We start from the raw sequence: 13920 nt of genomic DNA, 5'->3' as shown, positions 1-13920 counted from the left end.
TTAGTCAGTCCCGGGGCATAGGATTGAAGCCGTGGGGCCGGACGCAGATAAACAGCAGACAGAGCGGGCCGGTAACCGGCCCAGTGAAGCTACGCTTCGGGAGCTCCGCCGAAGCAGCATCATGCACGTGGACATGGACGCTTTCTTTGTCTCCGTCGAGCTGCGCAGCCGGCCGGAGTTGAAGGGCACGCCTGTGATCGTGGGCTACCCGGCTGACCGTTCCGTGGTGCTCTCCGCCTCCTACGAGGCCAGGGCCTTCGGCGTCAAATCAGCGATGCCCATGGTGATAGCTGCCCGCATGTGCCCCTCGGCCGTCATCATCGAGCCCCGTCACAAGCTGTACTACGACGTGTCCGGCCAGATCATGGCCATCTTCGGTTCCATCACCGACCTCGTCGAGCCGCTCAGCGTCGATGAGGCCTTCCTCGACGTCGGGGGCGCGATCCGGCGGCTCGGCCCCCCGCGCGACATCGGGGAGCTGATCCGCACACGCGTCCACCGGGAGCTGGGGATCACGGCGTCGGTCGGGATCGCGGCCAGCAAATTCGTCGCCAAGATCGCCTCCACCCGATGCAAGCCCGACGGCCTGCTGCTCATCGGTCCGGACGAGACCGTGCAGTACCTGCACAGCCTTCCCGTCAGCGCGCTGTGGGGAGTCGGGGCCAAGACCGTCGAAGTGCTGGCGCGGATGGGCATCCGGACGGTGGCGGATGTCGCCGCTTCGCCGCTTCCCTCGCTCCGGAAGGTGCTTGGGGCGTCGGGGGAGCACGTCTACCGGCTCGCCTGGGGGATCGACCCCCGGGCGGTCACGCCGGTCCGGCTGGAAAAGAGCATCGGCGCCGAAGAGACCTTTGCCGTGGACACGGCCGACGACGCGCTGCTGCACCGCGAGCTGCTGCGCCTCTCGCACCGGACGGCGGAACGCCTCCGCAGTGCCGGCATGCACGCCCGCACGGTGGCGCTCAAGCTGCGCTACGCGGATTTTTCGACCATCACCCGCAGCCGCACTGTGGGTACCCCGATCGACAGCGCCCAGCTGCTCTATGCCGTGGCCGTGCAGCTCCTGGAATCGATCGGCGACCGGCCCATGACGGTGCGGCTCGTGGGCATCCGGGCCGAGCAGCTGGAAGCGGCGGCCCAGGCGCCGCTGCAGCTCAGCCTGGACCGCCGGGATGACAACTGGCGGGCCGCGGAGCAGGCGCTGGATGCGGTCACCCGAAAATTCGGCAGCAAGTCGGTGCTTCCGGCACGGCTGCTCGATCCCGGAAGCAACTCCGGTTGACCGCGCTGGACGCTCCCTCAGTATCCCCGGCAGTAACAGCGTCCGTAGTGCCTCAAGTCAAGATGCTCGCGAAATAGGTTCCGGTGCCTCAGCTATTTCTGCTCGCGAAATGCCGGCGGTGATGGCATTGGTTTTGTCTTTGGCCAAGGCGATGAGTTTGTGTTGGATGGCGGTGATGGCGCGCGTCAGTTCGGCGGGGTTGGTGTCGTTGAAGAGCCGGGCGAACTCGCTGGCGCGCTCCGGTGTCAGGACAGCTGAGTCCATGACGCGCTGGTACGGGGTGCGTGGCCTGTCATAGATCCGGGTCTTCCTTCCGTTCCTGTTCGAACGCCAGCCGATGGCCTTCGTGGTCGCAGTGAACATGTTCAGCCGCACCCTCACGAGCGGATAGAGCTCATTGAGCAGCCTCAGCTCACCGGCAGTGTCGTAGCGGTAGTGGAAGGCGTGACGGCGGACCACATCGCCGTTCTTCTGTTCAACGTGGGCGTTGTCGTTGGATTTATAGGGCCTGGCCCGGGTGAAGAACAAGTCCCGCTCACCGGCCCATTTGATCAGGGCGTGGTTGATGAATTCACCACCGTTATCGGTATCCAGGCCCACGAGCGGGAACGGCAGCCTGGCCTCGATGCCTGTCATAGCCTCGAGGACCCACCGGTGGGCGCCGTTCTTAATCGCAATGTTCTCTGTCCAGCCGGTGAATACATCGGTGACCGTGAGGGAGCGGATGAACTCCCCGGCCAGGGTCGGGCCGCAGTGCAGCACCAGATCCGCCTCGACGAACCCCGGCGCCTGTTCGTGCTCATCCCCGGCCTTGCGGACCTGGATCGAGTTGCGCAGCAGCGGCCCGGGTTTCGTCCCGGACAGGCCCAGTATCCGCGCACCGTCCTTGGTCGGCTTCAGCATCCTGTCGATCGTTGCCCCGGAAACGGCGAGCAGCTGCGCCCGCGTCTGCTCGTTCAGACGTCTCTGGTCCAGCTCGTGAAACCTCTCCAGCTTGGGCAGCCAGATGGCCATCGTCGCGGCCAGATACTTCCCGGACGGACGCCCGGCAAGGTTCCACACCTGAACCAGCAGCTTCAGCGTGTCATACCCGTACGAACGGGACCGCGGTACGCGTTTGACCGCTTTCACCGGGCCCTTCCGCTGCAGCGCCGTCCGTAACGCCCGTCTCGTATTCGCCCTGGACCAGCCCGTCGTCGCGACCAGCTGATCCAGCATCACCCCCTTGGCCTTCTTCGACGCGCGCCCATACTCGGCCGCATGCTTCTTCGTGATCTCCCGACGCGCACCCATCGACAACTGACCCATCCGCCAAGCACACCGCAGCACTCGGGCGGTCACCGGCATTTCGCGAGCATTAATCAAATGAGGCACGCACCCCATTTCGCGAGCACTATACGTGAGTCTTGTCGGCGTCTTTCAGAACAGGGCGCAACAAACTATCCTTATTTATACGTAGGTTTAGTACGACCGGATCAAACGTTCGGACTACGACCTGGCCAGCTGAACATCCTCACGGGACCGTGGAATCCCATATTTGACCAACGACGGCGAATGGGAACCACTTGGGAATCCCGGGCGTTATGGGATTAGGGCACTGGCCGCGTCAAGTCTGGGCGTTGGCCGACTTAAGGAGGTCGTGATGCCGCTCTCGGAGCACGAACAGAAGTTGCTTGAGCAACTTGAGAAGCAGCTGAATGAGGACGATCCCAAGTTCGCCAGTTCGATGGGCTCGGACCCGGGACGTTCATGGTCCACCCGTCATCTGGTCATCGGCGTCCTCGCAACGTTGGCGGGCGTCCTGCTCCTGTTGGTCGGCGTGACGATACAAATAACGTTCGTCGGGGTCTTGGGCTTTGTGGTTATGGGTGCCGGCGTGTACTTTGCCACGATGCGCAGTTCGGCGGTCGGCAAGGCGAAAGCCGGGGCCGGCCGGAAGCAAGGCAAGTCCAGGAGCTCGTTCATGAGCAACCTCGAGCAACGCTGGGACGAACGGCACCGCGGAGAGTCCTGACCGCTTCGCCGGGAGGCGCGTGACGCCCTCCATTCCCCACCACCCGGTCCGCCGGGAGGCCGGCAAGAGACCCGCTTAGGCGGGTTTCTCGCCGTTTAAACGCCCAATTCGCCGCGCTTTTGCCCAGCCCAGGACAGCAACGCCGACGGCGCCGGGCCGGCGGCGTCATTTGGCGTGGGCGGCCGGCGCAGCGGGGCAAAATCCCTCCACTCCGCCCCACCTTCCCCGCTTCCCTGCAGTTGCAGGGAAGAAACGGGCCAAACTCCCTCCGATTTGCGCAAATAGCTCGGGCGTGTCGTTGACTGGGGAGCGATGTGGAGTAATGTGGAGGGCGTAAGAGGGTAGTGGCAGCACAGGGGACGTTGGGCTTCCTAGAACAGACAGGCGGTGGGCCGTGTTTCTCGGCACACATTCGCCGCGTCTGGACGAAAAAGGTCGAATTATCCTCCCCGCGAAGTTCCGTGAGGAACTTGCCAGCGGGCTGGTTCTCACAAGGGGCCAGGAGCGTTGCATCTACGTCTTCAGTGAGTCGGAATTCGGCCGGGTTCACGAGCAGATGCGGGAGGCTCCAATCTCCTCCAAACAGGCGCGTGACTACATCCGTGTTTTCCTCTCTGGAGCCTCGGACGAGGTACCTGACAAGCAGGGGCGCGTGACGATTCCGCCGGCGCTCCGGGAGTACGCAGGCCTTGGCCGGGAACTGGCCGTCATCGGCGCCGGATCCCGCGCAGAGATCTGGGACGCCCAGGCTTGGAACGAGTACCTGGCCGACAAGGAAACTGCCTTCTCGGAGACCGACGACGCCATCCCGGGGATTCTCTGAAGACCCGGCCGACCCACCCGCACGACACGTTCCTTGATTGAGATCTCCAGCCGCCCATCCGGTAGTATTCCTGGCTCACTTCCCCGGAGCCAGGCCAACGCCGGGTAGGCGCGGATGGGGATCTGGATCAAGGAACGTTTCTTGGAAGCAGTGCACGTCAGATCCAGCACCGCAAGCAAGATCCCGGACCACGAAAGGACGAAGGTATGACGGATCCCGACCAGGCGAAGCCTACGTCCGAACGCCATGTACCGGTCCTCAAGGACCGGTGCATCAATTTGTTGGCACCGGGTTTCGACGCTGCCCGGAGCCGCAGCGAGACGCCGGTGGTCATTGACGCCACCCTGGGCATGGGCGGCCACTCCGAAGCCATGCTGCAGCGCTTTCCGGACCTTCGCCTGATCGGCATCGACCGCGACGAGGAAGCGCTGGCCCTGGCGGGGGAGCGGCTCAAGCCTTTCGAGGACCGCATCGACCTGGTTCACGCCGTGTACGACGAAATCCCGGAGGTCCTCGCGGACCTGGGCTACACGGACGTCCACGGCGTCCTCATGGACCTTGGCGTCTCCTCGCTCCAGCTGGACGAACGGCAGCGCGGCTTCGCCTACTCCTTCGACGCCCCCCTGGACATGCGGATGGACACGAGCCGCGGCCAGACGGCCGCCGACGTGGTCAACAACTACAGCGAAGAGGACCTCGTCCGGATCATCCGGAAATGGGGGGAAGAGAAGTTCGCCGGCCGCATCGCGAACAGGATTGTTGCTGCACGCGCAGGGAAGCCCTTCACCACCACCGGGGAACTCGTAGAACAGATCCGCGCCGTGGTTCCTGCCGGCGCCGCCAAGTCCGGGGGCCACCCTGCCAAGCGCACCTTCCAGGCGCTCCGGATCGAGGTCAACGAGGAACTGGACGTCCTGGAGCGTGCCATCCCCGCAGCCATCGAGGCAATCGCCCTCGGCGGCCGCGTCGTCGTCATGTCCTACCACTCCCTCGAGGACAAGATCGTCAAGGGCTTCTTCCAGGCCGGATCGAAGTCCTCCGCCCCGCTCGGCTTCCCGGTGGAGCTCGAAGAGCACAAGGCCGAACTGAAGACCTTGACGAAGGGCACCGAGGTGCCCACCCCCGCTGAAATCGCTGAGAACCCACGCGCAGCCTCCGCCAGGCTCCGCGCCGTCGAACGCATCAAAGCCAGGAGAGTCGCATGAGCACTGCCGCCGTCAACAGCTATCCCGTTGCCACAAGCGCCACTGCCCGCGCCCTGCCGGGGACCCACCCCGGCACCGGTCCGGCCCGGAAGTCGCGCACTCCGCTGTCGCTGGTCCGCTCTGCCCCCCGCAAGCGCCGCGCCCCGTTCGTGGTGCTCTGTTTCGGGCTCCTGGCAATTGCCCTCATGGCCGTCCTGGTCCTCAACATCTCCGTTTCCTCCGCTCAGTACCAGCTGGTACAGCTCCGTAGCGAGCAGACCACCCTGACAAAGCAGAACCAGGACCTGACCCAGCAGGTGCAGAATTTCGACGCACCGCAGAACCTCGCCGCCAAGGCCACGGAACTGGGCATGGTGGCTTCCGTCGCCAAGGGCCAGATTGATCTGTCCACCCTGAGCGTCACCGGCAAGGCCAAGCCGGCTATCAAGGGCGACGCCCCGGGCGCCGTCATCGCTGCGCCGGCCGTCGCGGGACAGCTCAACGTCGTCCCGCCGGTCTCGGACAACGAGCCGCTCGCCAACCGCAAGCCGGCGGACAGCGCCCCGGTGCCGGCGTCAGCGCCGGCGGCCGCGACGCCTGCCGCAGCAGGCGCGCCGGCTCCGCCGGCTGCGGCCCCGGTCCCGGTCGTGGAACTGCACGGCGGATCAGTTCCGGCCCCCGCGCAAAAGGTTCCCGGAAAGTAACCGTCGACTGACCACCAGCAAGGCAAGCAGCAAGGAAACATCGTGGCGCAGAACACCGGCAAGGCACGCAAGGCGAAAGCGCCGAGCGCGACGCGGCGGCTGCGCGTAGGACTGGGCCTCATGCTGACGCTCTTGCTCGTCGTCGGCGGAAAACTGTTCCTGGTCCAGGGCCTTGACGTCGGCGGCATGGCCGAGGCCGCGCTCAACAACCGCCTCACGCCGGTGGAGCTGCCCGCCGAACGCGGCAGCATCCTTGATTCCGCCGGCACTGTCCTCGCCAGCAGCGTCATCCGCTTCAACATCGTCGTGGACCAGACCGTCAACACCAAGACCGAATCCTTCCGGCGGCTCGAATCGGTGGACGGCAAGGATGAACTCGTCAAGGTCTCGCGCGACCAGGGCATCTCCGAGCTCGCCACCGTGCTCGGCATGGACCGGGATGCCGTGCGGGGCGCCCTCACCGGAAACCAGCGCTACTACATCGTCGCCAAGGACCTCAAGCCCGACGTCGAGGACCGCGTCTCCAAACTGCAGATCCCCGGCATCGTCACCGAAGGTACCAGCAAGCGGGTCTATCCGAACGGCTCCGTCGCCGGCGGGATCGTCGGCTTCCTGAAGGACGGCACCACCGGCCAGGCCGGACTCGAGCAGACCCAGGATGAGGTGCTGAAGGGAACACCCGGCAAACGCCTCTTCGAAATCGGCGCCGACGGGCTCCGCATCCCGGTGGGCGTGGACCAGCTGACGCCCGCCGTGAATGGCAAGAACATCAAGCTCACGCTCAACTCGGACCTGCAGTACTTCGCCCAGCAGGCGATCCAGAGCCAGAAGGACAAGCTCAGTGCCGAGTGGGGCGTGATCGTCGTCTCCGACGTCAAGACCGGCAACATCATTGCGATGGCGGACACCGATGCGCCGGACCCCAACGACCCCGGCAAGGTCGCGGCCAAGGACCGCGGCGTCCGGGCGGTGACCGCGGCCTACGAGCCGGGGTCGGTGGAGAAGATGATCACGGCCGCCGCCGTGATCGAAGAAGGCAAGTCCAGCCCGCTGGACACGTTCACCATTCCGCCGACGTACACCGTCGACGGGCAGACCTTCAGCGACGCCTTCGTCCACGGCACTGAGGAACGGACCCTGGCCGGCATCGTCGGCTACTCCATGAACACCGGCACGGTCATGGTGGGCCAGCGGCTGAGCATGGAACAACGCCACGACTGGCTGCAGAAGTTCGGCATCGGCGAGGCGCCGGACATCGGGCTTCCCGCCGAATCCACGGGCATCCTGACGCCGGCCGATCAATGGGACGGGCGCCAGCAGTACACCGTCCTCTTCGGCCAGGGCGTCTCCCAATCGACCCTCCAGACGGTCCGGGCGTACCAGAGCATCGCCAATGGCGGAGTGATGCTCCAGCCGAGGCTGATCGACAGCTACATCAGCCCCGACGGCACCGAGGAAAAGGTCCAGGCCCAGGCGCCCCGGCAGATCGTCTCCACGGATACCGCCAAGCAGGTCCGCGACATCCTTGAGAGCGCCGTGACCGAGGGCGAAATCAAGGAGGCCGCGATCGACGGCTACCGGGTCGGGGCGAAGACCGGAACCTCGGAATCGCCCTGCGACGACGGCAAGTCGGGCTTCTGCGGCTACACGGCCTCCATCATCGGGATGGCGCCGATGGACGATCCGCGGTTTATTGTTGAGGTGGTCCTGCAACGGCCCAAGGGCAGCATCTTCGGAATCACCAACGGACCGGTGTTCCGTTCGGTGATGAGCCAGACGCTACGGATGTTCAACGTCCAGCCCTCCACCGGCGAACCCGCCAGGCTGCCGCAGTACGCCAAGTAGCACCTGTTCCACTCAGCACCCCGCGTCACGAACCAGTGCCGGACCACGGTGCCGATAAACACTGCCAGACCACAGTGCCTGCGGGCCGGAGCCTGCCTCCGTGCGCAGCGCAAGATCCACTAGCACCACAACGGAGATCCACTTGTCAGAGCTCAACGCCCCCGACGCTTCCGTGCCGTCCGGCCAGGACTCCACCCCGGGCTTCCGGCCCACTGCGGTTGCCGCAGTGCCACTGGCAGCCATCGGTGAGTCGATCGGCGTCGCCGTTCCAGGGGCGTCCGGCTCCGTTCCGGTCACCGGTATCTCGCTGAACTCCCGGGCGGTCCAGCCCGGGGATCTGTACGTTGCCCTGCCGGGTGCCACAAGGCACGGGGCCGACTTCGTGGCCCAGGCTGTCGACGCCGGCGCCGCTGCGGTGCTGACGGACGACGCCGGCGCGCGCCTGCTGGCGCTCTCCAACGACGTTCCGGTCCCGGTGCTGCTCGCCGATGAGCCCCGCAGCCTCGTCGGCCGGCTGTCCGCCCTGATCTACCAGAGCCGGCCCGAGGGGGCCGCAGCGCCGGTCCTGTACGGGGTCACGGGCACCAACGGCAAGACCACCACCACCTACTTCATCAACTCCCTGCTGCAGGCGCTCGGCAAGCGGACCGGGCTGATCGGGACCATCGAGATCTTGGCGGGTGGGGAGCCGATCCCCAGCCTGCTCACAACCCCCGAATCCACGGACGTGCACGCCCTGCTCGCGCTGATGCGCGAACGCGGGCTGGATGCGGCGTCCATGGAGGTCTCCTCGCATGCCGTGTCCTTCCGCCGCGTGGACGGGGTGGTGTTCGACGTCGCGGGCTTCACCAACCTGACCCAGGACCACCTGGACCTGCACGGGACCATGGAGGAGTATTTCCAGACCAAGGCCCGGCTGTTCACCCCGGAGCGCGCCCGCGCCGCCGTCGTGACGGTGGACGACGATTGGGGCCGGAAGCTGGCTGCCGCCTCCGAGATCCCCGTGACGACCCTCGCCACCGCCCGGCCGGCCGACGGCGGCATTGACGGCGGCACGGACGGCGGCGGCGGCGCGGACTGGACCGTCGTCAACCCTGCCCCGCGCGGGCTCGGCACCGACTTCGTGCTCCGGCACCGCGGCGGCGCCGAACTGCGCGTCCACACCGGCCTCCCGGGGTCCTTCAACGTCGCTAACGCCGCGCTGGCCACCGTCATGGTTCTCGCCAGCGGGCAGGATCCTGCCGCCGTGCAGGCCGCCCTCGACGGCGAGGACCCCTTCACGGTGGCCGTCCCCGGCCGCATGCAGCTCCTCTCCACGGCTCCCGCTGCCGTGGTGGACTTCGCGCACAATCCTGACGCCTTGGCCCGTGCGCTCGAGGCCGTCCGTTCCCCGGAACCGGCCTCGAAGGTGATCATTGTCTTCGGCGCCACGGGCCAGCGGGACCAGGGCAAGCGGCCCGCCATGGGTGCCATCGCCGCCCGGCTGGCGGACACCGTGATCGTCAGCGACGATGACCCGCACGACGAGGACGCGGCCGCAATCCGCCGCGATGTGCTCGCCGGCGCCCTCGAGGCCAAGGAAAAGGAGGGCCTCGACTGCACGGTGCTGGAGGTTTACCCGCGGGATGCCGCCATCCGAAAAGCTGTGGAACTGGCAGGCCCTGAGGACACCATCCTCGTGGCCGGCCGCGGCCACGAAGTGTGGCAGGAGGTCAAGGGCGTCAACCTTGCCCTGGATGACAGGGTGGAGCTCCGGGACGCCTTGACAGCACGGGGATTCACCGTTCTCGAAGACCAGCGGATAGAGTCCTAAACCGAGATGATTGCACTTACAGCGGCGGAAATCGCCGAGATAACCAACGGCCGGCTGGCCGCGGAACCAGGGATCACCCCGGCCGCCGTGGTGACCGACTCCCGCGAGGCCACGGCGGGTTCCCTCTATGTGGCCAAGCCGGGGGAGACGGCCGACGGCCACGACTTCGTGGGCGCCGCGTTTGACCGGGGCGCGGTCCTGGCGCTCGTGGAGCGAGATGTCCCCGATGACGCCGGGCGGAACTACCCCGCCGTCGTCGTCCAGGACTCGGTCCTCGCCGTGGGCGCCCTGGCGGCTGAATCAGTCCGCCGGATCCGGGCCCGCCGCGAAGCCGCTGGCGCGCCGCTGACCGTCATCGGCATCACCGGTTCCGCCGGCAAGACCACCACCAAAGACCTGCTGGCCGGAATCCTCGCCGCCAACGACGCCGACGGGACCGCCGAAGGCAACGCCGAAGGCAAGACAATAGCCCCGCAGGGGTCCTACAACGGTGAGATCGGTGTCCCGCTGACCGTGTTCAAGGCCGGCTATGACACCCGGTACCTTGTGATCGAGATGGGCGCCACCGGCGTCGGCCACATCCGCTACCTCGCGGACATGGTCCGCCCCGACATCGGCGTCGTGCTCGGCGTCGGCTCGGCCCATGCCGGCGAATTCGGCGGGGTCGAGAACATTGCGGTCGCCAAGGGGGAGCTCGTCGAGGCGCTCCCGGCCGCCGGCACCGCCGTGCTGAACCTGGACGATCCCCGCGTCGCCGCCATGGCCGCCCGGACGGAAGCAAGCGTCCTCGGCTACACGGCCCAGCCTGCCCGCGACGGGCAGCCGGCCGCGGTCCGCGCCGAGGGCGTCGAACTGAACGCCGGGGGCAGCCCCGAATTCGAGCTCTACCTGCCGGGCGAAAACGCCCCGGATGGGACGACCCCGTACCACGTCGCGAGCCGCCTGATCGGCGCCCATCACGTCGCCAACCTCCTGGCAGCGGCCGGCGCGGCCCACGCGGCCGGCATCCCCGGCATGCAGATCGCCGCCTCGCTCAGCGCCCAGGCGGCCGCCAGCCGCTGGCGGATGGAACGCACCGAGCGCGCCGACGGCGTCACCATCATCAATGACGCATACAACGCGAACCCGGAATCCATGCGGGCCGCCCTGCGGACCCTGGCCGACCTCGGCCGCGGCCGCCGGACCTGGGCGGTCCTGGGCGCCATGCTCGAGCTCGGCCCCGACTCCATCCGCGAGCACACCGCCGTGGGCACCCAGGTGGTGCGTCTCAACATCTCGCGCCTGGTCGTCGTCGGCCGGGAGGCACGCTCCCTCTACGTCTCCGCCGTCCAGGAGGGATCGTGGGGCGATGAATGCGTCTTCGCCGAGACGCCGGACGAGGCCTACGAGCTCCTGCAGGCCGAACTCAGGCCGGGGGATCTGGTCCTGTTCAAGTCCTCCAACAGCATCGGACTGCGCCATCTGGGCGATCGGATAGCATTACCTCCACAATCCCCCGGAAACTCTGCGGGAACCTCTGCCGGAAAACCTGCCGGAACCGCCACGGAAGGGAGTGCACTGCTGTGATTGCACTGCTGATTGGCGCTGGAATGGCCTTGCTCTTCGCCTTCACAGGCACCCCGCTCTTCATCCGGCTCCTGGTCCGGAAGAGCTACGGACAGTTCATCCGGGACGACGGTCCCACCTCACATCACACCAAGCGCGGCACGCCAACCATGGGCGGCACGGTCGTTGTCATGGCGGTCCTTGTCAGCTACGGACTGACGCACCTGATCATGTGGCTGATGAACCCGCGCTCCCCGGGACCGACAGCCTCGGCCATACTGCTGCTGTTCCTCATGGTGGGAATGGGGCTCGTCGGCTTCCTCGACGACTTCATCAAGATTTCCAAACAGCGGAGCCTCGGCCTGAACGCCAAGGCCAAGCTGATCCTCCAGGCCGCCGTCGGCATCAGCTTCGCCGTCCTGGCCCTGAACTTCCCGAATGCCGCCGGCGTGACCCCCGCGTCCACGCAGATCTCGCTGGTCCGAGACATTCCGTGGCTCAACCTGGCGTTCGGCGGCACCGTGATCGGCGCCATCCTGTTCGTCGTGTGGTCCAACCTGATCGTCACCGCGGCCACCAACGGCGTAAACCTCACCGACGGCCTCGACGGCCTGGCCGCCGGCGCCTCGGTGATGGTGTTCGGCGCGTACACCCTCATGGGTATCTGGCAGAGCAACCAGGCCTGCGGTTCCCCGCGCCAGGCCGGCAGCGGCTGTTACTCGGTCCGCGATCCCCTTGACCTGGCACTGCTGGCCGCGATCCTCAGCGCCGCGCTGGTCGGGTTCCTGTGGTGGAACACCTCACCGGCCAAGATCTTCATGGGCGACACCGGATCGCTGGCGATCGGCGGCGCAGTCGCCGGCTTCGCCATCCTGTCCCGGACGGAACTGCTGCTGGCCTTCATCGGCGGACTCTTCGTCCTCATCACCCTCTCGGTCATCATCCAGGTCGGGTACTTCAAGATCACCAAGGGAAAGCGGTTCTTCAAGATGGCCCCGCTGCAGCACCACTTTGAACTCAAGGGCTGGGCGGAAGTCACCGTTGTGGTCCGTTTCTGGATCCTGTGCGGGCTGTTCGTCGCCGCCGGCCTGGGCATCTTCTACGCCGAATGGGTGGTGCTCCTGTGACCGGACCGATTCCCGTACCCCTTACCACCTCACCCCGGCTGCAGGATCTGGTCAGCTGGGATTCCGACTGGGCCGGGCTGCGCGTCGTGGTCACCGGCATCGGCGTCTCGGGCTTCGCCGCCGCGGACACGCTCATCGAACTCGGCGCCCGGGTGGTGGTGGTGGACGCCGCCACCAGCCTCAAGGCGCAGGCCCAGGCGGACACCCTCCGGATCGTCGGCGCGGCCGAAGTGTTGCTCGGTGATGCGGCCGTGGAGACGGTCCCCAAGGTCGACGGCCAGAAGCCGGACCTGATCGTCACCTCCCCGGGCTGGCGCCCCGACCAGTCTCTACTGGCCGGCGCGGCGAGGACGCACATCCCGGTCTGGGGCGACGTCGAACTCGCCTGGCGCGTGCGCGAACGGAAGGGCCGGAAGACCGCCGACTGGCTCACCATTACCGGTACCAACGGCAAGACGACGACGGTCGGCCTGACCGAGTCCATGCTGCGGGCAGCCGGACTCAAGGCCATCGCCGTCGGCAACGTCGGGACGCCCATCCTGGACGCCCTTCGCGACCCGGTGGACTACGACGTCCTTGCCGTGGAACTCTCCAGCTTCCAGCTGCACTGGAGCCACTCCGTCTCGCCCGTCGCCAGCGTGTGCCTCAACGTCGCCGAAGACCACGTCGACTGGCACGGCTCCTATGCCTCCTACCTGGCCGACAAGGCCAAGGTCTACGAGAACACCCGTAAGGCGTGCATCTACAACGCCGAGCAGATCGAAACCGAACGCATGGTGGAAGACGCCGACGTGGTGGAAGGCTGCCGGGCCGTGGGCTTCACCACCCTGACGCCGGCCATCAGCATGCTCGGCGTTGTCGAAGGGCTGCTCGTGGACCGCGCGTTCATTCCCGGGCGCAAGGACAGTGCCGCGGAACTTGCCGCCATGTCCGATCTGGGCCCGGTGGCACCGCGCCACATGGTGGCCAACGCGCTGGCGGCGGCAGCCCTGGTCCGGGCCTACGGCGTCGAGCCGTCCGCCGTCCGCAAGGGACTGCGGGACTACCTTCCGGGCGACCACAGGATCCAGCCCGTCGCCCGCCACAACGGCGTGCTGTGGGTCAACGACTCGAAGGCCACCAACCCCCATGCCGCCTCGGCCTCGCTGTCCGCGTTCCAGAACGTGGTGTGGATCGCCGGCGGGCTATCCAAGGGCGTGAACTATGATGCCCTGGTCCAGGAGCACGCCCGCCGGCTCAAGGCGGTAGTCCTGATCGGCGCGGACTCCAGCGAGCTGCAGTCCGCGCTGAAGCGACACGCGCCGGATGTCCCCGTGATCGGCCAGGCGAAGGGCGACACTGAAAATGTGCAGACTGCCGGAACGGCCAAAGCCGACGCAGGCCCTTCGCCGATTTTCAGCGAGACTGTGATGGCCCGGGCCGTTGCGTCGGCGGCGCAGCTGGCCGCCTCCGGGGACACTGTGCTCCTGGCCCCGGCGGCTGCTTCCATGGACCAGTTCTCTTCCTATGCTCACCGTGGCGATGCCTTCATCGACGCTGTCCGCGAGCTCGTGGAAGGGCAGGCTCAGACCAGCGAGGAGTAA

At 66.8% G+C, this 13920-nt stretch carries 11 protein-coding genes; 10 read left to right on the top strand and 1 reads right to left on the bottom strand.

What is annotated here, in order from left to right:
• Positions 1 to 31: 31 nt before the first annotated feature.
• Entirely contained in the window at positions 32 to 1282 is a 1251-nt protein-coding gene (gene dinB / locus ACQCSY_RS01635; protein WP_427132624.1) for a DNA polymerase IV, read from the top strand.
• A gap of 57 nt (positions 1283 to 1339) precedes the next feature.
• Here dinB and ACQCSY_RS01630 read toward each other — a convergent pair whose 3' ends face one another.
• Positions 1340 to 2590, bottom strand: coding sequence for an integrase catalytic domain-containing protein (locus ACQCSY_RS01630; RefSeq protein WP_427129139.1), 1251 nt, complete (start codon positions 2588 to 2590; stop codon positions 1340 to 1342).
• A 334-nt stretch (positions 2591 to 2924) separates the two neighbouring features.
• On the opposite strand from ACQCSY_RS01630, the gene ACQCSY_RS01625 reads away from it, so the two are divergent.
• From ACQCSY_RS01625 to murD, 9 genes are all read left to right on the top strand, one after another.
• Entirely contained in the window at positions 2925 to 3296 is a 372-nt protein-coding gene (locus ACQCSY_RS01625) for a DUF3040 domain-containing protein (protein ID WP_427132622.1), read from the top strand.
• A 394-nt stretch (positions 3297 to 3690) separates the two neighbouring features.
• The gene (gene mraZ, locus ACQCSY_RS01620) at positions 3691 to 4119 is read left to right on the top strand and encodes a division/cell wall cluster transcriptional repressor MraZ (protein ID WP_427132620.1); all 429 of its coding nucleotides are present in this window, start codon (positions 3691 to 3693) and stop codon (positions 4117 to 4119) included.
• 206 nt (positions 4120 to 4325) lie between these two features.
• Complete coding sequence (rsmH, locus tag ACQCSY_RS01615) at positions 4326 to 5324, top strand: 16S rRNA (cytosine(1402)-N(4))-methyltransferase RsmH (RefSeq protein ID WP_427132618.1); 999 nt, start codon at positions 4326 to 4328, stop codon at positions 5322 to 5324.
• Entirely contained in the window at positions 5321 to 6007 is a 687-nt protein-coding gene (locus tag ACQCSY_RS01610; RefSeq protein ID WP_427132617.1) for a hypothetical protein, read from the top strand. The genes rsmH and ACQCSY_RS01610 overlap by 4 nt, the downstream gene beginning before the upstream one ends.
• A gap of 42 nt (positions 6008 to 6049) precedes the next feature.
• The gene (locus ACQCSY_RS01605; protein WP_427132615.1) at positions 6050 to 7852 is read left to right on the top strand and encodes a peptidoglycan D,D-transpeptidase FtsI family protein; all 1803 of its coding nucleotides are present in this window, start codon (positions 6050 to 6052) and stop codon (positions 7850 to 7852) included.
• Between the two features lie 142 nt (positions 7853 to 7994).
• Positions 7995 to 9665 (top strand): UDP-N-acetylmuramoyl-L-alanyl-D-glutamate--2,6-diaminopimelate ligase, encoded by a 1671-nt coding sequence (locus ACQCSY_RS01600; RefSeq protein ID WP_427132613.1) that lies wholly within the window; start codon positions 7995 to 7997, stop codon positions 9663 to 9665.
• 6 nt (positions 9666 to 9671) lie between these two features.
• Entirely contained in the window at positions 9672 to 11231 is a 1560-nt protein-coding gene (locus tag ACQCSY_RS01595) for a UDP-N-acetylmuramoyl-tripeptide--D-alanyl-D-alanine ligase (protein WP_427132612.1), read from the top strand.
• Positions 11228 to 12337 carry a phospho-N-acetylmuramoyl-pentapeptide-transferase gene (gene mraY / locus ACQCSY_RS01590; RefSeq protein WP_427132610.1) on the top strand — a complete coding sequence of 370 codons (1110 nt, stop codon included), beginning with the start codon at positions 11228 to 11230 and terminating at the stop codon, positions 12335 to 12337. The genes ACQCSY_RS01595 and mraY overlap by 4 nt, the downstream gene beginning before the upstream one ends.
• Positions 12319 to 13920, top strand: coding sequence for a UDP-N-acetylmuramoyl-L-alanine--D-glutamate ligase (murD, locus tag ACQCSY_RS01585; RefSeq protein WP_427132608.1), 1602 nt, complete (start codon positions 12319 to 12321; stop codon positions 13918 to 13920). Before mraY ends, murD begins: the two co-directional genes overlap by 19 nt.

Source organism: Pseudarthrobacter sp. S9, from assembly GCF_050156545.1.
Classification (GTDB): domain Bacteria; phylum Actinomycetota; class Actinomycetes; order Actinomycetales; family Micrococcaceae; genus Arthrobacter.
This window is presented reverse-complemented; position numbering and strand designations above follow the sequence as displayed.

Excerpts from the sequence above, each read along its gene's own strand:
- rsmH (WP_427132618.1), top strand. The coding sequence starts at position 4,326 with ATGACGGATCCCGACCAGGCGAAGCCTACGTCCGAACGCCATGTACCG.
- ACQCSY_RS01610 (WP_427132617.1), top strand. The coding sequence starts at position 5,321 with ATGAGCACTGCCGCCGTCAACAGCTATCCCGTTGCCACAAGCGCCACT.
- ACQCSY_RS01595 (WP_427132612.1), top strand. The coding sequence starts at position 9,672 with ATGATTGCACTTACAGCGGCGGAAATCGCCGAGATAACCAACGGCCGG.
- ACQCSY_RS01630 (WP_427129139.1), bottom strand. The coding sequence starts at position 2,590 with ATGGGTCAGTTGTCGATGGGTGCGCGTCGGGAGATCACGAAGAAGCAT.
- ACQCSY_RS01625 (WP_427132622.1), top strand. The coding sequence starts at position 2,925 with ATGCCGCTCTCGGAGCACGAACAGAAGTTGCTTGAGCAACTTGAGAAG.
- murD (WP_427132608.1), top strand. The coding sequence starts at position 12,319 with ATGGGTGGTGCTCCTGTGACCGGACCGATTCCCGTACCCCTTACCACC.